This is a genomic window from Mesorhizobium sp. M0833 (assembly GCF_040319905.1).
Classification (GTDB): domain Bacteria; phylum Pseudomonadota; class Alphaproteobacteria; order Rhizobiales; family Rhizobiaceae; genus Mesorhizobium.
In genome coordinates this window covers 18,298-39,361 of sequence record NZ_JAMYOQ010000001.1, presented here as the reverse complement: position 1 = coordinate 39,361, position 21,064 = coordinate 18,298, and the positions used below count along the sequence as shown (strand labels likewise).

General features: G+C 62.9%; 20 protein-coding genes. 10 read left to right on the top strand and 10 right to left on the bottom strand.

Features of this window, described 5'->3' with window-relative positions:
• Positions 1 to 139: 139 nt before the first annotated feature.
• The 5 genes from NKH98_RS00180 (at position 140) to NKH98_RS00160 (ending at position 4,872) form a co-directional block, all read left to right on the top strand.
• Positions 140 to 1,288, top strand: coding sequence for an acyl-CoA dehydrogenase family protein (locus NKH98_RS00180; protein WP_352805522.1), 1,149 nt, complete (start codon positions 140 to 142; stop codon positions 1,286 to 1,288).
• 71 nt (positions 1,289 to 1,359) lie between these two features.
• Positions 1,360 to 1,755: a RidA family protein gene (locus NKH98_RS00175; RefSeq protein WP_254816235.1), complete on the top strand. Its 396-nt coding sequence runs from the start codon at positions 1,360 to 1,362 to the stop codon at positions 1,753 to 1,755.
• Positions 1,756 to 1,932: 177 nt separating this feature from the next.
• Positions 1,933 to 2,724 carry an ABC transporter substrate-binding protein gene (locus tag NKH98_RS00170; RefSeq protein ID WP_352805526.1) on the top strand — a complete coding sequence of 264 codons (792 nt, stop codon included), beginning with the start codon at positions 1,933 to 1,935 and terminating at the stop codon, positions 2,722 to 2,724.
• A 109-nt stretch (positions 2,725 to 2,833) separates the two neighbouring features.
• Positions 2,834 to 3,508, top strand: a complete 675-nt coding sequence (locus NKH98_RS00165; protein ID WP_352800358.1) for an amino acid ABC transporter permease — start codon at positions 2,834 to 2,836, stop codon at positions 3,506 to 3,508.
• A gap of 71 nt (positions 3,509 to 3,579) precedes the next feature.
• Positions 3,580 to 4,872, top strand: a complete 1,293-nt coding sequence (locus tag NKH98_RS00160) for a cysteine desulfurase-like protein (protein ID WP_352895762.1) — start codon at positions 3,580 to 3,582, stop codon at positions 4,870 to 4,872.
• On the opposite strand, the gene NKH98_RS00155 is transcribed toward NKH98_RS00160, so the two are convergent.
• Positions 4,803 to 5,675 (bottom strand): NAD(P)H-dependent oxidoreductase, encoded by an 873-nt coding sequence (locus NKH98_RS00155; RefSeq protein ID WP_352895760.1) that lies wholly within the window; start codon positions 5,673 to 5,675, stop codon positions 4,803 to 4,805. The genes NKH98_RS00160 and NKH98_RS00155 overlap by 70 nt on opposite strands.
• Before the next feature lie 93 nt (positions 5,676 to 5,768).
• Here NKH98_RS00155 and NKH98_RS00150 point away from each other — a divergent pair, with 93 nt between their 5' ends.
• Positions 5,769 to 6,689 carry a LysR family transcriptional regulator gene (locus NKH98_RS00150; RefSeq protein WP_352895758.1) on the top strand — a complete coding sequence of 307 codons (921 nt, stop codon included), beginning with the start codon at positions 5,769 to 5,771 and terminating at the stop codon, positions 6,687 to 6,689.
• 22 nt (positions 6,690 to 6,711) lie between these two features.
• Here NKH98_RS00150 and NKH98_RS00145 read toward each other — a convergent pair whose 3' ends face one another.
• The 6 genes from NKH98_RS00145 to NKH98_RS00120 all read right to left on the bottom strand — a co-directional run bounded on the left by NKH98_RS00145 (position 6,712) and on the right by NKH98_RS00120 (position 12,750).
• A complete protein-coding gene (locus tag NKH98_RS00145; RefSeq protein ID WP_254816240.1) occupies positions 6,712 to 7,542 on the bottom strand; it encodes a dipeptide ABC transporter ATP-binding protein in 831 nt (276 codons plus the stop codon).
• Positions 7,539 to 8,414: an ABC transporter ATP-binding protein gene (locus NKH98_RS00140; protein WP_254816241.1), complete on the bottom strand. Its 876-nt coding sequence runs from the start codon at positions 8,412 to 8,414 to the stop codon at positions 7,539 to 7,541. The genes NKH98_RS00145 and NKH98_RS00140 overlap by 4 nt, the downstream gene beginning before the upstream one ends.
• A gap of 4 nt (positions 8,415 to 8,418) precedes the next feature.
• Complete coding sequence (locus NKH98_RS00135) at positions 8,419 to 9,336, bottom strand: ABC transporter permease subunit (protein ID WP_023676823.1); 918 nt, start codon at positions 9,334 to 9,336, stop codon at positions 8,419 to 8,421.
• A 1-nt stretch (position 9,337) separates the two neighbouring features.
• A complete protein-coding gene (locus NKH98_RS00130; RefSeq protein ID WP_254816243.1) occupies positions 9,338 to 10,345 on the bottom strand; it encodes an ABC transporter permease subunit in 1,008 nt (335 codons plus the stop codon).
• A gap of 58 nt (positions 10,346 to 10,403) precedes the next feature.
• The gene (locus NKH98_RS00125; RefSeq protein ID WP_254816244.1) at positions 10,404 to 11,996 is read right to left on the bottom strand and encodes an ABC transporter substrate-binding protein; all 1,593 of its coding nucleotides are present in this window, start codon (positions 11,994 to 11,996) and stop codon (positions 10,404 to 10,406) included.
• Positions 11,997 to 12,090: 94 nt separating this feature from the next.
• A complete protein-coding gene (locus tag NKH98_RS00120; protein WP_352895755.1) occupies positions 12,091 to 12,750 on the bottom strand; it encodes a hypothetical protein in 660 nt (219 codons plus the stop codon).
• Here NKH98_RS00120 and NKH98_RS00115 point away from each other — a divergent pair.
• The gene (locus NKH98_RS00115; protein WP_352895753.1) at positions 12,749 to 14,437 is read left to right on the top strand and encodes a long-chain fatty acid--CoA ligase; all 1,689 of its coding nucleotides are present in this window, start codon (positions 12,749 to 12,751) and stop codon (positions 14,435 to 14,437) included. The genes NKH98_RS00120 and NKH98_RS00115 overlap by 2 nt on opposite strands.
• Positions 14,438 to 14,522: 85 nt before the next feature.
• Positions 14,523 to 15,179, top strand: coding sequence for a class I SAM-dependent methyltransferase (locus NKH98_RS00110; protein ID WP_352896303.1), 657 nt, complete (start codon positions 14,523 to 14,525; stop codon positions 15,177 to 15,179).
• On the opposite strand, the gene NKH98_RS00105 is transcribed toward NKH98_RS00110, so the two are convergent.
• The 3 genes from NKH98_RS00105 to NKH98_RS00095 all read right to left on the bottom strand — a co-directional run bounded on the left by NKH98_RS00105 (position 15,163) and on the right by NKH98_RS00095 (position 17,783).
• Positions 15,163 to 15,885 carry an HAD family hydrolase gene (locus tag NKH98_RS00105; RefSeq protein WP_352506078.1) on the bottom strand — a complete coding sequence of 241 codons (723 nt, stop codon included), beginning with the start codon at positions 15,883 to 15,885 and terminating at the stop codon, positions 15,163 to 15,165. The genes NKH98_RS00110 and NKH98_RS00105 overlap by 17 nt on opposite strands.
• Positions 15,886 to 15,890: 5 nt before the next feature.
• On the bottom strand, positions 15,891 to 17,534 hold the full coding sequence (pgi, locus tag NKH98_RS00100; RefSeq protein WP_352895750.1) for a glucose-6-phosphate isomerase: 1,644 nt from the start codon (positions 17,532 to 17,534) through the stop codon (positions 15,891 to 15,893).
• Positions 17,535 to 17,627: 93 nt separating this feature from the next.
• Positions 17,628 to 17,783 (bottom strand): hypothetical protein, encoded by a 156-nt coding sequence (locus NKH98_RS00095; protein WP_254816186.1) that lies wholly within the window; start codon positions 17,781 to 17,783, stop codon positions 17,628 to 17,630.
• Positions 17,784 to 17,788: 5 nt separating this feature from the next.
• Between NKH98_RS00095 and pdxR the strand changes: the two genes are divergently transcribed.
• Positions 17,789 to 19,282: a MocR-like pyridoxine biosynthesis transcription factor PdxR gene (gene pdxR, locus NKH98_RS00090; RefSeq protein ID WP_352702400.1), complete on the top strand. Its 1,494-nt coding sequence runs from the start codon at positions 17,789 to 17,791 to the stop codon at positions 19,280 to 19,282.
• A gap of 192 nt (positions 19,283 to 19,474) precedes the next feature.
• Positions 19,475 to 21,064 (top strand): trimethylamine methyltransferase family protein, encoded by a 1,590-nt coding sequence (locus NKH98_RS00085; protein ID WP_352895748.1) that lies wholly within the window; start codon positions 19,475 to 19,477, stop codon positions 21,062 to 21,064.

The following is a 21,064-nucleotide window of genomic DNA, read 5'->3' as shown; positions in this document are numbered from 1 at the left end:
CCCCCCTTAGCCAATCGCAACCGCCGCAAGATGCGGGCGGACGCCGGAGCTGCCAATCTGCCCCCAAGTGGGGGAGATGTCCGGCAGGACAGAGGGGGGCGCTGTAGAGCGCGAGGCCCGAAGCATAGCGGAGGCAGAAATGCCTGATCGGTCCTTCCTCAACTGGCCGTTCTTCGAGGACCGACACCGCGCACTCGCCGAAGAGCTGGATGCCTGGTGCGGGAAAAACCTGCCGGTCGCGCATGACGATGTCGACGCCGCTTGCCGCGAGCTGGTGGCCAAGCTCGGCCGGGACGGCTGGCTGAAGCCGACGGCGCTCGACATCGAAAACCCCTCGCCGCTCGACGTGCGCACGCTCTGCCTCACGCGCGAGACGCTGGCCCGGCATGATGGGCTCGCCGATTTCGCCTTCGCCATGCAAGGGCTCGGCACCGGCGCGCTCAGCCTGTTCGGCACGCCAGACCAGCAGCACTGGCTGGCAAAGACACGGGCCGGCAAGGCGATTTCGGCTTTCGCGCTTTCGGAGCCGCGTTCGGGCTCGGACGTTGCCAATATGGAAATGACCGCCGCGCGAGACGGCGACAGCTATCACCTATCCGGCGAAAAGACCTGGATCTCCAACGGCGGTATCGCTGACTTTTATGTTGTCTTTGCCCGTACCGGCGAGGCGCCCGGCGCCAAGGGGCTTTCCGCCTTCGTCGTGCCTTCCGAGGCCGAGGGGCTGACCATCGCCGAGCGGCTGGAGGTGATCGCGCCGCACCCGCTCGCCCGGCTATCTTTCGACAATGCACGCGTCCCAGCCTCGGCGCTGATCGGCAAACCCGGTGACGGTTTTCGCATCGCCATGTCGGTGCTCGACGTATTCCGTTCGACTGTCGGCGCAGCGGCGCTCGGCCTTGCCCGGCGCGCGCTGGACGAAGGCATCACAAGAGTGGCCGAGCGCAAGCTGTTCGGTGCACCGATGGCCGAGCTGCAGATGGTGCAGGGCCATATCGCCGACATGGCGCTGGATGTCGATGCCGCCGCCTTACTGGTCTACCGCGCCGCCTGGACCAAGGACATGGGCGCGGCGCGGGTTACCCGCGAAGCCGCCATGGCCAAGCTGTTCGCTACCGACAAAGCGCAAGAGGTGATCGACAAGGCTGTCCAGCTGCATGGCGGCGACGGCGTCCGCAAGGGGCATATCGTCGAAAGACTGTATCGCGAGATTCGGGCACTGCGCATCTACGAGGGGGCGTCCGACGTGCAGAAAGTGGTGATTGCACGGCAAGTGATGGGAGCGGCCTGAGACAGGATTTGCGTAAAAATTGATTGTCCTTGAGTTTGAGCGACCGGATTTGAGCATTGGGAGGTTTTGACATGCACACCATCCTGCAGCCGGAAGGCTGGGCGAAACCCGTCGGCTACGCCAACGGCGTCGCCGCGCGCGGGCAGCTTGTCTTCGTCGGCGGGCAGGTCGGCTGGAACGGACAGGGCTGCTTCGAGACCGATGATCTTGTCGGTCAGGTGCGGCAAACGCTGGCCAATATTGTCGCCGTGCTCGCCGAGGCCGGCGCCAAGCCGCAGCATATCACCTCGATGACCTGGTACTTTACGGACAAGGCGGAATATCTGGCCAATCTCAAGGGGATCGGCGAGGTCTATCGCGAGGTGATCGGCCGGCATTTTCCGGCGATGGCCGCCATGCAGGTGATGGCGCTGGTCGAGGATCGCGCCAAGGTTGAGATCCAGGCCACGGCGGTAATTCCGGAGTGACGGCAACACGTGGCAATTTTTTAAGCTTAAACTTTCGCCTTGAAAAGCGCGGTACTTTGGATAGCATCCGATGTCTTACGACTGCCGTGCCGGGAGGGCTTTCCGGCAGTCCCGTCACTTGGCGCATCAAAACCGTGCGGGGCCAAACCCGCCCGATCACAACCAGAGGGAACGAAAATGAACTTCACCCGTCGCAACCTGCTTCTTGTTGCTGCCGCGATCGGCATCGCCGGCGGCCCGGCCTACGCCGAAGGCGCGCTGAATGTCGGCGCCTATCCGACCAATCCGCCTTTTGAATACAAGAACGAGAGCGGCACGTTCGAGGGTTTCGAAGTCGACATCGTCAATGAGGCGGCAAAGCGTATCGGCATGACCACCGACATCGCCGACCTCGGTTTCCAAGCGCTGTTCGCCGCCACCACCTCGAAGCGCATCGACGTCGCCATCTCGTCGATCACCATCACGCCGGAGCGGCTGAAGTCTCAGTCGTTCACGCAGCCCTACTATGATTCCGACATGGGCATCGCCGCGAAGGCCGACAGCCCAATCAAAGCCGAGGCCGACCTCAAGGGCAAGATCATCGGCGTGCTGTCCGGCTCGACCGGCGAAGCCTGGGTGAAGGCCCACCAGGAGGCGGACGGGTTCAGTGACGTCAAAGGCTACGACACGCAGCAGAATTTGCTGCTCGATCTCAGCTCCGGCCGCGTCGATGCGGCGGTCAGCGATATTCCGGGCCTGGAATATTCTTTCACCAGGATGAAGGATCTCGCCGTAAAAGAGCGCATCAAGACCGGCGAGCAGTACGGCCTGATGATGACCAAGGACCACCCGCTGCTCGGCAAGCTGAACGACGCGCTGACCGCGATGAAGAAGGACGGCACGCTGGCCGCGATCCACAAGAAGTGGTTCGGCAGCGACGCACCGGCCGATTCCTCGACCGTCAAGGAAATGCCTGTGCCGAAGGCCTGAGCGGCAGTTCGCGCTTAAATTTCGTGCCGGCTTTCGTACCGGCACGATTTCGGGATTTCGAGCTGGGGCTCGAGCGTCGCGGGACGCCAAACGTTTCGGAAATGCTGCGATGTCGCTGCTGGACACCTTCTTCAACGCCGACGTCATGGTCTCCAGCCTGCCGGCGCTGCTGCGCGGTTTCCTGAACACGCTGCTGCTCGGAATCATGAGCATCGGCATCGGTATTCCCGTCGGCCTCGCGATCAGCCTGGTGCGGCTCTATGCGCCAAAGCCGCTTCGGCTGCTGGCTGTCGGCTACATCGACATTTTCCGGGCGATGCCGGTGCTGGTGGTGCTGATCCTGATCTACTATGCGCTGCCGTTCCTCGGCATTCGCCTGTCATCGTGGACGTCCGCGGTGATGGCGTTCGCCATCATCATGGCGGCCTATTCGGCCGAGGTGTTCCGCTCGGGCATAGAAAGCATTCCGCACGGCCAGTTCGAGGCGGCGCAGGCGCTCGGCCTGCCGTTCTTGCTGACCTTGCGCAAGGTGGTACTGCCGCAGGCGATCCGCGTGGTCATTCCGCCAATGACCAGCAATTGCGTTTCGATGTTCAAGGATACTTCGCTCGCTTCCACCGTGGCGCTGCCCGAACTGCTGAAGGAAGCGACCAACGCACAATCGCTCTATGCCAATCCCTCACCGCTGATCGGCGCGGCGCTGGTCTATCTGATCTTTCTCTGGCCGATGGTCCGACTCGTCAGCCTCCTGGAACGCCGCTTCCAGACCGAAAAGACCCGCTGAGGTCGCCAACGATTTCCGTCCGCCAATTCCCCGAATATCAACTTCCGTTAGGCACTTCGCAGGAGACGAGCTTGAACCAGCATCAGATTTCGAAAACCGGCGATGCCGCAGCTTTCCCGGTCGAGACGATCCGCGCCATGTTTCCCGCCTTGCAGCAAGCCGGAGACTTCGTCTTCATGGACAATGCCGCCGGCGCGCAGATCCCGCAAAGCGTGCTCGATGCGGTCACCAACCATTTGGTCGCGCATAATGTGCAGCGCGGCGGCCGCTATGGCCGCAGCGTCACCGTCGATCAAGCAGTGGCCGGCGCGCGCGAAAGCGTGGCCTTGCTGATCAACGCTACCAACCCGGCGGAGATCTGCTTCGGCATGAACGCCACTTCGTTCATCCGCCTGGTCAGCCTCGCCATCGGCCAGATGCTTTCCGAGCGCCCAAACGGGGAGCGTGACGAGATCGTCATCACCGACATGGATCACGACGCTAATATCGCGACGTGGCTGGCGCTGGCGCCCGCTGGCGCCAAGTTCAAATGGTGGCGGATGCGCGAGGACGGCAATCTGCATGTCGACGATTTGCGCCCGCTGGTCTCAGAGCGCACCCGGCTCGTCGCCTGCACGGTGACGGCGCATTCGATCGGCTCGATTGTCGACGTTGCTTCCGTGGCTGGGATTGCGCATGCGGCAGGCGCCGAAGTGTTCCTAGACTGCGTGCATTACGGCCCGCATGGGTTGATCGATGTGCAGGCCTGGGATTGCGATTATCTGGTCTGCTCCGGCTACAAGAATTTCTCGCCTCATATGGGCTTCCTGTGGGGCCGCTTCGAAACACTGAAGCGCTTGCCGACCTTCCGCGAGGATTTCATCCCCGACGAGCCGCCTTACAAGATCGAGGCCGGTACCTTCATCTACGAGAACGTCTCCGGCATGGATGCCGCGGTGCGCTACCTCGAATCGATCGGCCGCAATTTTGCTCCAGCCAATAACCGGTCGCGACGCGACAACATCGTTGCCGGCATGAATGCCATCCGCGACTACGAGCAGGTGCTGGCGCGCGAAATGCTGGCGGTGCTCAAAGATTGCGGCGCTACGATCTATGGTGTCGCCGACGAAGCACGCCTCAGCGAGCGCGTGCCGACTTTCTGTTTCAACATCGGCACGCTGTCGCCGCAGAGGATCGTCGAGGAAATGGCCGAGATGCAGATCGGCATTCGCGACGGCCATATGTATGCGCCGCGCCTGATGAAGCGGCTCAACCTCAGCATGGACAGCGGCGCCGTCCGCGCCTCCCTGGTGCATTACAATACGATTGAGGAAGTTCGGCGTTTCGGCGAGGCGCTGCGTACTGTCATCGCCCGGCTGCCCTGATCGGGCTGTCCGGCTGCGCTTGCGCCGTTCTGGTGGAGCGCAAAAGCGGTTGCACCCGGGTTCTCCAGGCCAGGGCGCAATTGCATGCTTGGGATCAAGTAATCGCCGCCATTCTGCTGCCGATAAGGAATGGGCCGGATTGTCTCGAGCGTCCGCATCCTCTCGCGCAGTCGCTCCGCGACAGGCTCGAAATCGGCCTCCCCGAAACGGTCCACCCTGTAGACCACGAACGGCGGAAGCACGTCGTAGCCCGGATAGTAGAGAATCCCGTGATTGATCGGGAACAGCAGATCGTCGATCGGGCCGTTGACGCCGCGGGCGGAATAATGCTCCTCCCAGCCGCCGGTGGTCACGATCAGCATTGCGCGCTTGCCGGCGAGCGTTCCCTCACCAAAGCGGTCGCCCCACCGCTTGTCGCTGTGCTCGCCGACGCCATAGGCGAAGCCGTAGGCGTACACCCGGTCGACCCAGCCCTTGAGGATCGCCGGCATGGCGTACCACCACAGCGGGAACTGGAGGATCAGGGTATCGGCCCATAACAGCTTGTCGATCTCCGCCTTGACGTCATCGGTCAGAGTGCCGCTCGCAAAAGCTTTTTTGGAGGCGCCGGCCGGCAGGAAACGTGCTTCCGGCGGCCACGACGGAAAGTCGGCACGGTCCACCTCGGATTTCCAGCCATCGGCATAGAGGTCGGACACCCGCACCTCGTGGCCCTGGGCCTGGAGTTCCCTGATGGCGACGTCACGCAGCGCGCCGTTGAGCGAACGCGGCTCAGGATGAGCAAAAACAAGCAGGACTTTCATGGGTCTACTCCGAAGAAGGACGATAGACACCAAAGGTAGCCAGCCGCGGGCTGATCCACTATATGTATGAAATGTATAAGATTATGCCGAATAATGGATAGATCGGACGTCACTCTCGAGCGCATGCGCACCTTCGTTCGCGTCGCCGAGCGCGGCAGCCTCTCGGCGGTGGCGCGCGAGCTCGGAGTTGGGCAGTCGACGGTCACACGGCATTTGCGAGAACTCGAGGAGGCCGTCGGCGTGCCCTTGCTCAGCAGGACCACCCGGCGTGTGACGATGACCGATGAAGGCAGCCGTTACTATGCCGACAGCGTCCAGATCCTGCGCCTCGTTGAGCAGGCCGGTGATGAGGCCCGGGGCACGCGCGGCGCGTCGGCCGGCACGATCCGAATATCCTGCACGGCGGCGCTCGGGGTCTTGCACGTCAGCCGGCTGATCTTCGCCTTTCAGGACCGCTATCCCGATATCGGCATCGATCTTAGCCTCACCGACGAGCGCATCGACCTTGTGCGGGAGGGCGTCGATATTGCGCTTCGCCTAGGTCCGCTCACCGACAGCTCGATGAAACTGCGGGCGCTCGGACAATCCCGGCGTCTGCTGGTGGCGGCGCCGGCATATCTGGCGGCGCGGGGCAGACCGGCTGTCCCGCAGGGTCTGCCTGGCCATGAAGGCATCCGGATGTCGAACATCGCGGGAAGCGACACACTCGCCCTGCAGGGGCCGGGCGGCGAGACCTTTGCGGTGCCCTTTGGCGGTCGATTTCGAGTCGACCATGGGCTTGCCGCGCGCGAAGCCCTTGTCGCCGGACGCGGCATCGCACCCGCCCACCATTGGCTTGTCGACGATCTCCTGACGGCCGGCCGGCTGGAAGTGGTCCTGCCGGGCTGTTTTCCGCCCCCCGTCCCGCTGAGCATGCTGATCGTCCCGGAAGGCGCCGGCATTGCCCGGGTGCGGCTGCTGGTCGACTTTCTCGTCGAGCAGATCTCCAGCATTCCGGGGATCGAGAAGCCGTAGCCGGCCGGCAAACCTCGCCGGATCAGGCGGCCTTCTTTTTCGCCAACCTTGCCTTGATGCTGGCGACGTCGGCACGCGGCGTCGCCGCGAACAGCGTCCTGGTGTAGCTGTGCTTGGGGTCGGCGAAGACCTCGTCGCGCGAGCCGTATTCGACCGCCTCGCCGAAATACATCACCATCACGTCGTCGGCGATATAGCGTACCACCGACAGGTCGTGGCTGATGAAAACATAGGTCAGCTGAAACTCATCCTGCAGGTCGGCGAGCAGGTTCAGCACCTGCGCCTGCACCGAAAGATCAAGTGCCGAGACGGGCTCGTCCAGCACCAGAAGGCTGGGGTTGAGCATCAGCGCGCGGGCAATGGCGATCCGCTGGCGCTGGCCGCCCGAAAACATATGCGGGTAGCGATTATAGTGCTCGGGGCCAAGACCGACCTTCTTCAGCATCTTCATGGCGAGATCGCGCCGTTCGTCGGCCGTGCTGTCGGTGTTGATGAGTAGCGGCTCGCCAAGCACGTCGCCGATCTTCTGGCGTGGATTGAGCGAACCATAGGGGTTCTGGAAGACGATCTGCACCTTGCGGCGCATTTCCTTCGACAGACCATCCCTCGCGATGTCGACCTTCTTGCCGTCGATGAAAAGCTCGCCGGAGGTCGCCGGGTCGATCAGGGTGATGATGCGGGCGAGTGTTGACTTGCCGCAGCCGCTCTCGCCGACGATGGCCAGCGTCTTGCCCTTGTCGACGCTGAACGAAACACCCTTGACCGCATGAACCGTACGGGAGGGGCGAAAAAGCCCGCCGCCGACATGATAGTCGCGAACGATGTTCTTGCCTTCGACTACCGTCACGCTCATGAGGCGGTTCCTCCTGCGGATCGGGCTGCGACTACAGATGGGGCCGGCTCGAACAGCATGTCGGAAACAGTCGGCAACCGGTCGCCGACGGCGTTTTCCGGCAGCGCCGACAGGAGCGCGCGGGTGTAATTGCTCTTGGGGGATTCGAACAGCGACAGCACGTCGGCCTCTTCCATCTTCCGGCCCTTGTACTGGACGATGACACGGTCGGCGGTCTCGGCAACGACCCCCATATTGTGGGTGATCATGATCAGGCCCATGCCGTATTTGGCCTGCAGGCCGACTAGTAGATCGAGGATCTGCTTCTGAATGGTGACGTCGAGTGCCGTGGTTGGCTCGTCGGCTATCAAAAGCTTCGGATTGCAGGCGATGGCGATGGCGATCATGACGCGCTGGCACTGGCCGCCCGACATCTGATGCGGGAAGGAGCCCAGCCGTTCCTCGGGGTCGGCGATGCCGACGAGCTTCATTAGTTCAATGGCGCGCGCCCGGCGCTGAGCGCGGTCCATGCCCATATGAAAACGCAGCACCTCCTCGATCTGGAAGCCGACGGTGAAGCATGGGTTGAGGCTGGCGACCGGTTCCTGGAAGATCATCGAAATGTCCTTGCCGACGATCTTGCGCCGCTCGGATGGGCCGAGCTCTAGCAGGTCGATGCCGTCGAAGGCCATGCGGTCGGCCCTCACCGTCGCCGTGTTGGGCAAGAGCCCCATCACCGCCAGCATCGCCACCGATTTTCCGGAACCGGATTCGCCGACGATCGCCAGCACCTCGCGCGGTTCGACCGACAGGTCGATGCCTTGTACCGCCATGAATGGTCCGGCGGCGGTGTCGAAGGAAACGGTCAGGTTCTTGATCTCGAGAAGAGGCATTGGATCATGATCTCTTCAGCTTGGGGTCGAAGGCATCGCGCAGGCCGTCGCCGATCAGATTGATTGCAAGCACAGTGATCAGGATGGCAAGGCCGGGGAAGGTCACCACCCAAGGCGCGCGCAGGATGAATTCGCGCGCCGAAGCGAGCATCGTGCCCCATTCTGGTGTCGGCGGCTGCGCACCGACACCGAGGAAGCCGAGCGCCGCAGCCTCGAGAATAGCGTTGGAGAAGGACAGCGTGGCCTGCACGATCAGCGGTGCCAGGCAGTTCGGCAAGATCGTCCTCACCATCAAGCGAAGATGACCGGCGCCGGCCACCTTGGCGGAGATCACATATTCGCGGTTCTTTTCGGCCATCACGGCGGCGCGGGTGAGACGTGCGAAATGCGGCTGCAGCACCAGTGCGATCGCCAACATGGCATTGAACAGGCCCGGGCCGAGGATCGCCACCAGCACCAGCGCCAGAAGCAGCGACGGGAAGGCCAGGATGATATCCATGATGCGCATGATCAGCGTGTCGACCCAGCCGCGGAAATAGCCGGCGAGCACGCCAAGCACGATGCCGCTGGTGAGTGAGAAGACGACGACCACCAGGCCGATGAAGAGCGAAAAACGTGCCCCGAAGATCAACCGCGAAAGCATGTCGCGGCCGACCGCATCGGTGCCGAGCAGGAACATCGATTTGCCGCCTTCCTGCCAGGCAGGAGGCGCCAGCAGTGCATCGCGAAACTGCTCGTCGGGCGAATGCGGGGCGACGAACGGCGCAAAGATCGCCACCAGCACGAGCGCCGAAAACACGACAAGACCGATGACGGCCCCGGTGTTCATCGAGAAGTAATGCCAGAACTCGGCAAACGCCCTTTGCCTGCCGCCTGTCGGGATGGAGGCAGCGGTGGCTTCGGCGGCGGATTCGTCGGTCATCTCACTGCACCCGGATGCGCGGATTGATGACGGCGTAGAGCACGTCGACGATCAGGTTCACCGCCATGACGATCAGCGCGATGATCAGCAATCCGCTCTGCACGACGACATAGTCGCGCTTGCCGATGGCGTCGATCATCCATTTGCCGATGCCTGGCCAGGAAAAAATGGTTTCGGTCAGAATGGCGCCTGCCATCAACGTGCCGACCTGCAGTCCAATGGTGGTGACCACTGGGATCAGCGCGTTGCGAAAAGCATGCAGCCCGATGACACGGCGCGGCGCCAGGCCCTTGGCACGCGCGGTGCGGACATAGTCCTCGCCCAGCACCTCGAGCATCGCCGAGCGCGTCTGGCGCGCTATGACGGCGAGCGGGATCGTCGCCAGCACGATCGATGGCAGGATCAGATGGCTGACGGCGGATTTGAAAGCGCCGCTCCTGCCGGAGATCAAGCTGTCGATGAGCATGAACCCGGTCGTCGGCCTGAAGAAATACTGCAGGCCGATGCGGCCGGAAACCGGCGTCCAGCCGAGATAGCCGGAGAAGAAGATAATGAGCAGCAGCCCCCACCAGAAGATCGGCATCGAATAGCCGGTCAGCGCGACACCCATCGTCGCCTGGTCGAACCAGGAGCCCCGCTTGACCGCAGCGAAAATGCCGGCAGGGATGCCAAGCAGGATGGCGATGATCAACGCCACCGTCGCCAGTTCCAGCGTGGCCGGAAACAGCGCCTGGAATTCGCCGAGCACTGGCCGCTTGGTGGCAATGGATATGCCGAAATCGCCGGTGAGGACCCTGCCGATATATTCCAGGTACTGGATGACATAGGGCCGGTTGTAGCCAAACTGCTCGATGAGCTGGGCGTAGCGTTCGGGGCTGACGCCGCGCTCGCCGGCCAGGGCCAGGATGGGATCGCCGGGCAGAAGCCGGACGAAAGCGAACGCCGCCAGCGATATGCCGAACACGGTCGGGATGATCAAAGCGAGCTTGTGGAGGAGATAACGGAGCATCTTGCTTCATAGAACGGCGGCGCGGGAAGTCCAGCGCCGCCGTTCAATTTCTCAGGACTTATTCGGTGACGTCGACGCCGTCAAACCGATGAATGCCGAGCGGGTCCATAACGAAGCCCGACACCTTCTTGTTCATCGGCATGAAGACCTTGGAATGGGCGATGGTCAGCCACGGAGCCTCACGCTTGAACACCACCTGAGCTTCCTCGTAGATCTTGGTGCGCTCGGCGACGTCCGTCGTTGCCTTGCCTTTTTTCAGCAGGGCTTCGAATTCCTGATTGCACCAGATCGCATAATTGGACTGGCCGATGGCATCGCAACCGAGCAGGAAAAAGAAGTTGTCCGGATCGCCATTGTCCCCGGTCCAGCCCAGTTGGAAGGCGCCGTCGCGATCCTTGGCTTTGCCGCGCTGGCGATACTCGGTCCATTCGTAGCTGACGATCTCCGCCTTGACGCCGACGGCGGCATAGTCGGCCTGGATCAACTCGGCGACGCGCTGGGCGTTCGGGTTGTAGGGGCGGCTGACCGGCATAGCCCAGATCTTCATCGACAGATCCTTGACGCCGGCGTCGGCCAGCATCTTCTTGGCCGCCTCCGGATCGTAGGGATCGTCCTTGATGTCCTTGTTATAGGACCACATGGTCGGCGGGATCGGGTTGATGGCCGGCGTGCCGGCACCCTGATAGACCGCGTCGATGATTGCCTTCTTGTTCACCGCCATGTTGAGGGCCTTGCGGACCTCGACCTTATCGAAGGGCGGCTGCGTTGTGTTATAGGCCATGTAGCCGATATTCAGGCCTTCCTGCTCATCGACCTTGAGGTTCGTGTCGGCCTGCAGTCCGGCAATGTCGGCTGGCGCCGGGTACGACATGATATCGCATTCGCCCGCCTTCAGCTTCTGCGCGCGCACGGCGGGATCGGGCGTGATGGCGAAGATCAGATCATCGATCTTCTGGCGGCCGCCATAGTAGCCGTCCCATGCCGCGTAGCGGATGACCGCGTCGACCTGGTAGTCGACGAACTGGAACGGACCGGTGCCGACCGGCTTCTGGGTGAACTGCTGCCTGGTGCCGGCCTTGTCGAGCTGGTCGGCATACTCCTTGGAAACGATCGAGGCGAAATCCATGCCGAGGTCCGGCAGGAACGCGACTTCAGGCTTGTTCAGCACGAATTTCACCGTCAGGTCGTCGACCTTGACGATTTCCTTCAGGAGATCGGGGAAGCCCATGCCGGTGAAATATTCCCAGCCGGTGCCTTCCAGATAGCTGTACCACGGGCTTTCTTTCTTCCACTGGCGTTCGAAGGAAAAGATCACGTCGTCGGCGTTGAGGTCGCGCGTCGGCGTGAAATAATCGGTCGTCTGGAATTTCACACCAGGGCGAAGCTTGAAGGTGTATTCGAGACCGTCGTCGGAAACCGTCCAGCTCTCTGCCAGGCCGGGGGAGATGGTGGTCTTGCCATGCTCGAACTCGACCAGGCGCGAATAGATGGTGCGCGACGAGGCGTCGAAGTCGTTGCCGCCGCTCCATGGCGACGGGTCGAAGCCGGCCGGCGAAGCCTCCGAGCAATAGACCAGTTGTTTTGCGTTGGCCATGCCGCCGAGGACGCTTGCAGCCAGCAACGCGGCTGCAAAAGTCAGTTTCTTTTTCATTGAGCACTCCCTGATGTTCTTCCAAGCCCCTCTATCAGGCTCGCGAAGGCCGCATATAAGCACCGTTTTTCTAGCTTTGGAACTGCTTGTTTGCCTAACCCACGGGAAGCAGAAAAAAATTCCGGCACGCGGCAAATTGTGGAAAAAACGAGCCGAATCCGCAGATCACGACATTATTAGCGACTTCAATTTTTTGTTGATCGGCGATGCCGCCAATTGTGGGAATCGAGCCTTTCGGTTCAAGAGACCCGCGTCCGAAAACCGGTCGCGGCCGAGAGGTTTGACGGCAAGTCTTACCGCACTCCTGGTGGCGAAGGCTTGCACGGCCGCCGCTTGTGGCAATACATAGATAGATGGGCAGCGTGCCGGATTTTCCCGGGTTTCGGGCATTGCGGCAAGCGTTGGGATATCTTTGTTGATCAGGGCGGTGGTGGCGCGCAAGCATGCCGAAACAATAAGAACGAGTGAGGGAGCGACAGGTGGCAAAACCGGCAAAGACAACCAGCGCGGCGAAAGCAAAGGCCGAGGCAACATCGAAAGCAGTCAAGTCAAAAGCGGCCGACGCCAAGCCGGCGGCTACCGCGAAGGCAAGCGCGAAGCCGGCGGCGAAGACCACGGCTGGAACGGCTGCTAAACCGGCAACCCGCAAGATGGCGCCTGCTGCAAAGTCTGCCGCCAAGCCGGCGGCGAAGGCAGTGCCGACAGCGCCCCGACCGTCGGCAGGTCCGGCCAAGAGATTACCAAAGGCGATCATGTCGCTGGCCGCCGGCCTGCCGGAAAAACCGTGGCTTAAGAGTTATCCAAAGATCGTGCCGGCCGAGATCGGCGCTCTGCCCTCCAGCTCGATCGGCGACTTTCTCGTCACCGTGTGCAAGCAGTTTGCGAATCGGCCGGCCTTCGTCTGCATGGGCAAATCGATCACCTATGCCGACCTCGAGCGACAGTCGGCCGCCTTCGGCGCCTATCTGCAATCAACGGGGCTGCAGAAGGGCGCGCGCGTCGCACTGATGATGCCGAATGTGCTGCAATATCCGGTGGCGATCATGGCAGTGCTTCGCGCCGGCTATGTCGTGGTCAACATCAATCCGCTCTACACGCCGCGCGAGCTGGAGCACCAGCTCAAGGATTCCGGCGCTCAAGCCATTGTCATCCTCGAAAATTTCGCTTGCACCCTGCAGGCGGTGATCGCCAGGACCGCGGTCAAGCATATCGTGGTCGCCTCGATGGGCGACATGCTCGGTGGGATCAAGGGACCAATCGTCAACTTCGTTGTACGCCGCGTCAAGAAGATGGTGCCGGCATGGTCGCTGCCCGGCCATGTCAAATTCAGCGCCGCGCTGAAGGCAGGCGCCGGCATGGCCTTCAGGCCCGCAAAGGTCGCGGCCGACGACATCGCCTTCCTGCAATACACAGGCGGCACGACCGGCATCTCCAAGGGCGCGATGCTTTTGCACAGCAACATTTTGGCGAACGTCGCGCAGAACGCGCTGTGGGCTGAAGACGCCTTTACCGTCAAGCCTAAGCCGGCGCATCTGAACTTCCTCTGCGCGCTGCCGCTCTATCACATTTTTGCGCTGACGGCGAACGTGCTGGTAGGCATGCAGCAAGGCGCACAGAATGTCCTCATCCCCAATCCGCGCGACATTCCCGGCTTCGTCAAAGAGCTGCAGAAATACCCGATCCACATCTTTCCGGGCCTCAACACGCTGTTCAATGCGCTGCTCAACAATGAGGATTTTCGCAAGCTCGATTTCAAGCCGCTGATCCTGACGCTGGGTGGCGGCATGCCGGTGCAGAGGGCCATCGCCGAACGCTGGAAGGCGCTGACCGGCTGCCCGATCAGCGAGGCCTACGGGCTTACCGAAACCTCACCGGGGACAACCATCAACAAATTCAGCGACGGCGTTTACACCGGCACGATCGGCCTGCCGCTGCCCTCGACCGAGATCGCCATCCGCGACGACGACGGCAACAATTTGCCGCTCGGCGAAGTCGGCGAAATCTGCATCCGCGGACCGCAAGTGATGGCCGGCTACTGGAACCGGCCGGACGAGACCGCCAAGGTGATGACTGAGGACGGCTTCTTCAAGTCAGGCGACATGGGCTTCATGGACGAGCTTGGCTATACCAAGATCGTCGACCGCAAGAAGGACATGATCCTGGTTTCCGGCTTCAACGTCTATCCGAACGAACTCGAGGAAGTGGTGGCGCAGCATCCGGGCGTACTCGAAGTGGCGGCGATCGGCGTGCCGGACGAGCATTCGGGTGAAGTGCCGAAGTTGTTCGTCGTCAAGAAGGACCCGGGGCTGACCGCCGAAGCGCTGGCGGCTTATTGCAAAGAGAACCTGACCGGCTACAAACGCCCCAGGCATATCGAGTTCCGCACCGAGCTGCCCAAGACACCGGTCGGCAAGATCCTGCGACGGGCGTTGCGGGGCTAGGCGCAGCTTGAGCGATTGCATCACCGGCGCCAACGCGGTGGGCATAGGTTCGCGCCCAGATCCGGTAGAGTTCATCCGGGCGAACATGCGGGTCGCGGCAGTACCTGCGATTCCCGAAATTCGGCTTTACACCGCCCATCCAGGAAGCGGGCTCAGGCGGCTTGTCGAGTGGAACCAACACGCTACCGAAGAAGACGGACCTGAACCGGAGCCACCGTATTGGGCCTACGTCTGGGCCGGCGGCGCGGTGCTCGCCCGCTATATATTCGACCGGCCGGAGACCGTGACCGGCCGTCGCGTGCTCGACCTCGGCGCCGGCTCGGGCCTCGTCGGCATCGCAGCGGCAAAAGCCGGCGCAAGCGCGGTGATCGCGGCCGAGATCGACCGCAACGGCGTTGCCGCGATCGGCCTCAATGCGATGGCGAACGGCGTTGTGATTGCGACGATCGGCGGGGACATAACCAGCGGTCCGCCGCCACCGGTGGATGTCGTGGTGGTCGGCGACCTGTTTTACGCCCATGATCTTGCCGGCCGGGTCGTTCCCTTCCTCGACCGCTGCCTCCCTGCCGGCATCGAGGTGCTGGTCGGCGATCCGGGCCGCGCCTATCTGCCCCGCTCGCGGCTTCGCCTGCTGGCCGAATACGAGGTGCCGGATGTCGGCGAAGGCAGGAATGCGGCGATGAAACCGAGTGGCGTGTTCTCGTTCGGACAGTTTAGCTGCGAGTCTAGACCGTCTCGCTGACTCGGGCCGCAAGAAAATCGGGCAGATCGGCAACTGAATCGAGGATGACGTCGGCGATCTGCGACAGCGATTCCCGTGTGCCGGTGCCGGACAGCACGCCGATCGCCAGGCCACAGCCGCCGGCCCGCGCCATCTCCAGATCGTGGCGATTGTCGCCGACCATTGCGATCGTCGCCGGCCTGAGCCCTGTCAGATCCGAGAAGGCAAGGATCGTATCCGGCGCCGGTTTCGGATTGGCCACCGCATCGTAACCATAGGCGGCGTCGAAAAGCTGCGCGACGCCCAGAGTGACCAAGGTCTTTTCCGCGCCGCTGGTCGAGTCGTTGGTGGCGACGCCAAGTCGGTAGGATTTTCTGTGAAGCAGGCCAAGCGTCTCGACCACACCCGGCAGCGCCACCGCCATTGCCGATCCCTGCGCCGAAGTAATGGCGTTGAAGCGGGCGACGGCAAGCATCTGGTCCTCGTCGGACAGCCGTGGAAACCACAGCTCGACGACGTCCATGTTGGTCCCCGAGGCAAAAATCGAATCCGGCTTGAAGCGCTTGCTGGCGAAGTCGAAGCCCGCCGCCGCAAGCAGCCTGTCTGCTTTCCAGCGATCGCCTTCGGCCGCATCCATCGCCATGAAGTCGGCGATGCCCAGCCATGTCGCGTTGAAATCTACGAGCGTGCCGTCCTTGTCGAACAATATTCCCTTGATGTCCGCCAAGCTTTTCACTCCAGGCCGCGCAAGCGGTGGATGTATTCCACCAGTCCGGCAGTCGAGGCGTCCCGCTTTGCGGCGTTCTCCTTGCCTTCAACGACGGGCAGCAGCCCGGTCGCCAGTTCCTTGCCGAGTTCGACGCCCCATTGGTCGAAGGAGTTGATGTTGAATAGCGTGCCTTCGACGAAGACGCGGTGCTCGTAGAGCGCAATCAGCCGTCCGAACGTGTGGGGGTCGAGCTTTCTGTAGAGAATCGTCACCGAGGGGCGGTCGCCGGAGAAGACGCGGTGCGGAGCAATCCTGTCGACATCGGCCGGCTTCATGCCTTTCGCCAGCATCTGCGCGCGGGCTTCCTCAAGCGTGCGGCCCTTCATGAAGGCTTCCGACTGCGCCAGGCAATTGGCAAGCAGAAGGTCGTGGTGATGCTTCAGTTCCGGCTCGTGGCCTACGGCAGCGGCGAGGAATTCGACCGGAATGAAATCGGTGCCCTGATGCAGAAGCTGGAAGAAGGCGTGCTGGCCATTGGTGCCGGGCTCACCCCAGACCAGCGGGCCGGTCGGCGTCGTCACAGCGCCGCCGTCCAGGGTGACGCTCTTGCCGTTCGATTCCATGTCGAGCTGCTGCAGATAGGCCGGCAACCTGGACAGACGCTGATCGTAAGGGATGACGGCGCGAGCAGGGTATTTGCAGATCACGCGGTGCCACCAGCCGATCAGCCCCATCAGCGCCGGCAGGTTCTTCGCCAGCGGCGCGGTGCGGAAATGCTCGTCCATCTCATGGGCGCCGTCGAGAAAGGCGCGAAAATCCTTCGGGCCGATGGCGATCATCACCGGCAGGCCGATCGCACCCCAGACGGAATAGCGGCCGCCAACCCAGTCCCAGAAGCCGAAGACGCGATCGGGCGCGATGCCGAACTTGTCGACCAGGTCGAGCGCCGTCGAGACGGCGGCGAAATGCTTGCCGACCGCTTCCTTGCCGAGCGCCTTCTCGACCCATCCGCGCGCGGTCTCGGCATTGGTCATAGTTTCGACCGTGGTGAAGGTCTTGGAGGCGACGATGAACAGGGTGGTTTCGGCGGAAAGACCCTTCAGCGTGTCGTGGATATGCGCACCGTCGATATTGGATACGTAATGCGCGCGCGGCCCGTCATGATAGGGCGCCAGCGCCAGCGTCGCCATGGCAGGGCCGAGATCGGAGCCGCCGATGCCGATGTTGACGATGTCGGTGATCTTCTTGCCGGTCGCGCCGGCCGCTTTGCCGGAACGCACCGCGTCGGCGAAGGCACCCATCGCGTCGAGCACGGCGAGGACTTCCGCCTTCACGTCCTGGCCGTCGAGCACGATGCCCTTGCCGGTCAGGTTGCGTAGTGCCGTGTGCAGCACGGCGCGGCCTTCGGTGACATTGATCTTCTTGCCGGCAAACATCGCGTCGCGCCGGCCTTCGAGGTCGGCGGCCTCGGCCAGCTTCTCCAGCAACTCCATCGTCCGCGCATCGACCGCACATTTCGACCAGTCGAGCAGCACGTCGCCGTCGCTGGCGGAGAATTTCTCGAAGCGCTGCGGATCGGCGGCGAAAGCCTCGCGCATCGAGCCCGATTTGGCCGCACGATGATCGCGCAACGCGCCGAGCTGCTTTTGAAAGGACGGTTGATCCACTGCCTCGCTCCGGTTCTTGAGGTGCATCTTATCAGGCCGGATGTTTCCGGCGCGTGTCGTCGCGGCAAACTATCGGGTCGAATTCCATCTGTTTCAATGCGCAGCGATGCCGCAGCGCAGCGCGGGCCGGCGCAAAGGATCACTGGCATAAATCCCAGCGATCAGAAAAATTGATTGGCGCAACACCTTGTGCCACCGGTACATTCGACTGGTCCAGCCAAGTGAAAAAAGCTGGCCATCGAGGAACATCTCCCATGCCACAGCGAAACGACACGGCCATATGGTCCGGCCTGTTCCGGATTTCGGCGGACTCCGGTCAGACCCTGCAGGCGCAGATCCGCCAGGCGATCGTCGCCGCCATCCTCGACCGGCAGATCGCGGCTTCGATGCCGCTTCCGTCCTGCCGGATTCTTGCCGAAAAACTCGGCGTAGCGCGCGGCACCGTGGTGCTGGCGTTCCAGCAGCTGGTCGACCAGGGCTTTCTGGTGGCGCGCGAGCGCCGCGGCCATTTTGTCAATCCCGAGGTGCTGGCAACGCCGGCCAAGCCGCACCAGAAGGCGCCCGACCAGGCCAACGAGATCGACTGGAAGGCGCGCCGGCAGATCGCGGCGAGCGACATGCCACCGCCGGCCAAGCACGACAACTGGATCAAGTCGTCTTACCCCTTCGTCTACGGCCAGTTCGACCCGGCGCTGTTCCCGACCGCCGAATGGCGCGAGTGCAACCGCATGGCGCTGGCGGTGCTCGAAATCCGCAACTGGGCATCCGACATGGTCGACCGCGACGATCCGCTCCTGATCGAGCAGATCCAGGCCCGGCTGCTGCCGCGGCGCGGCATCTTCGCCAATCCGGACGAGATCATCGTGACGCTGGGCGCGCAGAACGCGCTTTACATGCTGGCCACGCTGTTGATGACCAAGGGCTCCAAGGTGGCGATGGAAGACCCCGGCTATCCCGATGCACGCTCGATCTTCCGGCTGGCCGGCGCCGATATCCAGCCGGTTCCAGTCGACCCCTCCGGCATCGTAACCTCTGCCATTCCCAGTGATTCCGGCTTCGTCTTCGTCACGCCCAGCCACCATTGCCCGACCATGGTGCCGCTGTCGGCGGAGCGGCGGCAGGATCTTCTGGCGCGCGCCAACCGGCACAACCAGATCATCATCGAGGACGGCTATGACAGCCAGCTCCTGGACGAGGCGCCGCAGCAGGCGCTGAAGAGCCTCGATCGGTCCGGCCGCGTCGTCTATGTCGGCTCGATGTCGAAGACGCTGGCTCCCGGCCTCAGGCTCGGCTACATCGTCGCCTCGGCCGGGCTGATCTCCGAGTTGCGGGCGCTGCGCCGCTTCATGCTGCGCCATCCGCCGGCCAACAACCAGCGCGCCGTGGCGCTCTTCCTGTCGCTCGGCCATCACGAGGCGCTGGTGCGGCGGCTGTCGAGTGCCTTCGACGAGAGGCGAAAGCGTCTGGTCCATGCGATTTCCGCCTTCCTGCCCGAATGGCGCTCGACCGATTCGGCCGGCGGTACGTCGCTCTGGCTCGAGGGGCCGCGCGGCACCGATTCGCGCGGACTGGCGGAGGCCGCGGCCTCGCGCAGCGTCATCATCGAGCCCGGCGACCGCTTCTTCGACCGCACCGAAAAGCCTTCGCGTTTCATGCGCTTGGGCATTTCCTCGATCGCGCTGCAGCACATCGAACCCGGCATCCGCGAACTGGCGACGGCAGCTGGACGCAGGCCGGCAGCGGCCTGATCTCCCTTCCCCGACCGGAGCCTGGCGCATGTAGTGCGGCTCCGGTTCTTTAGCTCCTTGGCATATGCGACGGGATCGGCTGGCACATAGGCTGTGCCAATGCCGGCGGCATAGTCGGGGTATAGGGGACGAAGCAGGCAGATGGTGGACCAACCGCCGCGCCCGCTCCGCAGCTAAAGTTGGAGTGCCTTCATGCCAATGGCCCATGAGAAGCAGGACGTGTCCGCAGACCAGCGTTCGCGGCGGTCCGGCGGGCGCGAGGCGCGCCGCGCCATGCGGGCGGCGCCGCTTGCCGACGACGTCAAGCCGGTGCGCGCCGGCCTCGAAGGCGGAAGCTACAGCCCGCTCAGCGGCAGCGATTGCGAACGTATCCACGAGGCCGTGCTTACCCTTCTGGAGACGGTCGGCTTCGCTAATGCCATCCCCTCCTGCATCGAGGCACTGACCAAGGCGGGTGCGACCCTCGGTGAGGACGGCCGCCTGCGCTTTCCTCGCGGCCTTGTGCTCGACACCATCAAGAAAGCGGCGCGGCATTTCACCCTGCACGGCCAGGATCCGAAGCACGACATGGTGATCCAGGGCAAGCGTGTGCATTACGGCACGGCTGGTGCTGCGGTGCATCTTGTCGATGTCGAAAAGCGTGAGTATCGCGAGTCGCTGCTGCAGGACATTTACGATGCCGCGCGCCTGGTCGAAGGGCTCGACAACATCCATTTCTTTCAGCGGCCGATGGTGCCGCGCGACATTCCCGACCCGCTCGATATGGATTTCAACACGCTCTACGCCTGCGTCATGGGCACGTCGAAGCATGTCGGCACCTCGTTTACCGTGCGTGAGAACGTCAAGCCGGCGCTCGACATGCTCTATGCGATCGCGGGCGGCGAAGCGAATTTTCGCGCCCGGCCTTTCGTCTCCAATTCGAACTGCTTCGTCGTGCCGCCAATGAAGTTTGCCGAGGACGCCTGCGGCGTTCTCGAAGCCTGCGTCGAGGGTGGCATTCCGATCCTGCTGCTGTCGGCAGGACAGGCGGGTGCAACGGCACCGGGGGCGATTGCCGGCGCCGTGGTGCAGGCGGTCGCCGAAGTGCTCGTCGGCCTCATCTACGTCAACGCCATCAAGCCCGGCCATCCAGCGATCTTCGGCACCTGGCCGTTTGTCTCGGATCTCAGGACCGGCGCCATGTCGGGCGGGTCGGCCGAGCAGGCGGTGCTGACCGCGGCCTGCGCGCAGATGGCGCAATTCTACGACCTGCCGGGCGGTTCGGCCGCCGGCATGACAGATTCGAAACTGCCTGACATTCAGTCCGGCTACGAAAAGGGCATAACCGACGTGATGGCCGGTCTCGCCGGCCTCAACCTGGTCTATGAGTCGGCCGGCATGCATGCCTCGCTGCTCGGCTTCTGCCTGGAGAGCCTGATCATCGACAATGACATGCTCGGCCACTGCCTGCGCTGCGTGCGCGGCATCGAAGTGACGGACGAGTCGCTGTCGATCGACACCATTGCCGATGTCTGCCTGAAAGGGCCGGGCCATTATCTGGGCAACGAGCAGACGCTGCGGCTGATGCAGACCGAATATTTCTATCCGGCCGTCGGCGACCGCTTTTCGCCGAAGGAATGGAATGAGAAAGGCAGGCCCGATATCCTGCAACGGGCGATCATCGAGAAGAAACGCGTGCTTGCCGAACGCTTCCCGCGCCATGTGCCAAAACCGGTCGACGACAAATTGCGCGCCCGCTTCGGCGATATGATCAAGCTGCCGCGCGACAGAATGGGCGGCTGA

Bases quoted from the DNA above. Each gene is read 5' to 3' on its own strand.
- NKH98_RS00150 (WP_352895758.1), top strand. From the start codon at position 5,769: ATGGATAGATCGGACGTCACTCTCGAGCGCATGCGCACCTTCGTTCGC.
- NKH98_RS00180 (WP_352805522.1), top strand. From the start codon at position 140: ATGCCTGATCGGTCCTTCCTCAACTGGCCGTTCTTCGAGGACCGACAC.
- NKH98_RS00115 (WP_352895753.1), top strand. From the start codon at position 12,749: ATGTCGCTGGCCGCCGGCCTGCCGGAAAAACCGTGGCTTAAGAGTTAT.
- NKH98_RS00135 (WP_023676823.1), bottom strand. From the start codon at position 9,336: ATGACCGACGAATCCGCCGCCGAAGCCACCGCTGCCTCCATCCCGACA.
- NKH98_RS00145 (WP_254816240.1), bottom strand. From the start codon at position 7,542: ATGAGCGTGACGGTAGTCGAAGGCAAGAACATCGTTCGCGACTATCAT.
- NKH98_RS00125 (WP_254816244.1), bottom strand. From the start codon at position 11,996: ATGAAAAAGAAACTGACTTTTGCAGCCGCGTTGCTGGCTGCAAGCGTC.
- NKH98_RS00155 (WP_352895760.1), bottom strand. From the start codon at position 5,675: ATGAAAGTCCTGCTTGTTTTTGCTCATCCTGAGCCGCGTTCGCTCAAC.
- NKH98_RS00165 (WP_352800358.1), top strand. From the start codon at position 2,834: ATGTCGCTGCTGGACACCTTCTTCAACGCCGACGTCATGGTCTCCAGC.
- pdxR (WP_352702400.1), top strand. From the start codon at position 17,789: ATGCCACAGCGAAACGACACGGCCATATGGTCCGGCCTGTTCCGGATT.
- NKH98_RS00110 (WP_352896303.1), top strand. From the start codon at position 14,523: ATGCGGGTCGCGGCAGTACCTGCGATTCCCGAAATTCGGCTTTACACC.
- NKH98_RS00170 (WP_352805526.1), top strand. From the start codon at position 1,933: ATGAACTTCACCCGTCGCAACCTGCTTCTTGTTGCTGCCGCGATCGGC.
- NKH98_RS00140 (WP_254816241.1), bottom strand. From the start codon at position 8,414: ATGCCTCTTCTCGAGATCAAGAACCTGACCGTTTCCTTCGACACCGCC.
- NKH98_RS00095 (WP_254816186.1), bottom strand. From the start codon at position 17,783: ATGTTCCTCGATGGCCAGCTTTTTTCACTTGGCTGGACCAGTCGAATG.
- NKH98_RS00130 (WP_254816243.1), bottom strand. From the start codon at position 10,345: ATGCTCCGTTATCTCCTCCACAAGCTCGCTTTGATCATCCCGACCGTG.
- NKH98_RS00120 (WP_352895755.1), bottom strand. From the start codon at position 12,750: ATGATCGCCTTTGGTAATCTCTTGGCCGGACCTGCCGACGGTCGGGGC.
- NKH98_RS00085 (WP_352895748.1), top strand. From the start codon at position 19,475: ATGCCAATGGCCCATGAGAAGCAGGACGTGTCCGCAGACCAGCGTTCG.
- NKH98_RS00175 (WP_254816235.1), top strand. From the start codon at position 1,360: ATGCACACCATCCTGCAGCCGGAAGGCTGGGCGAAACCCGTCGGCTAC.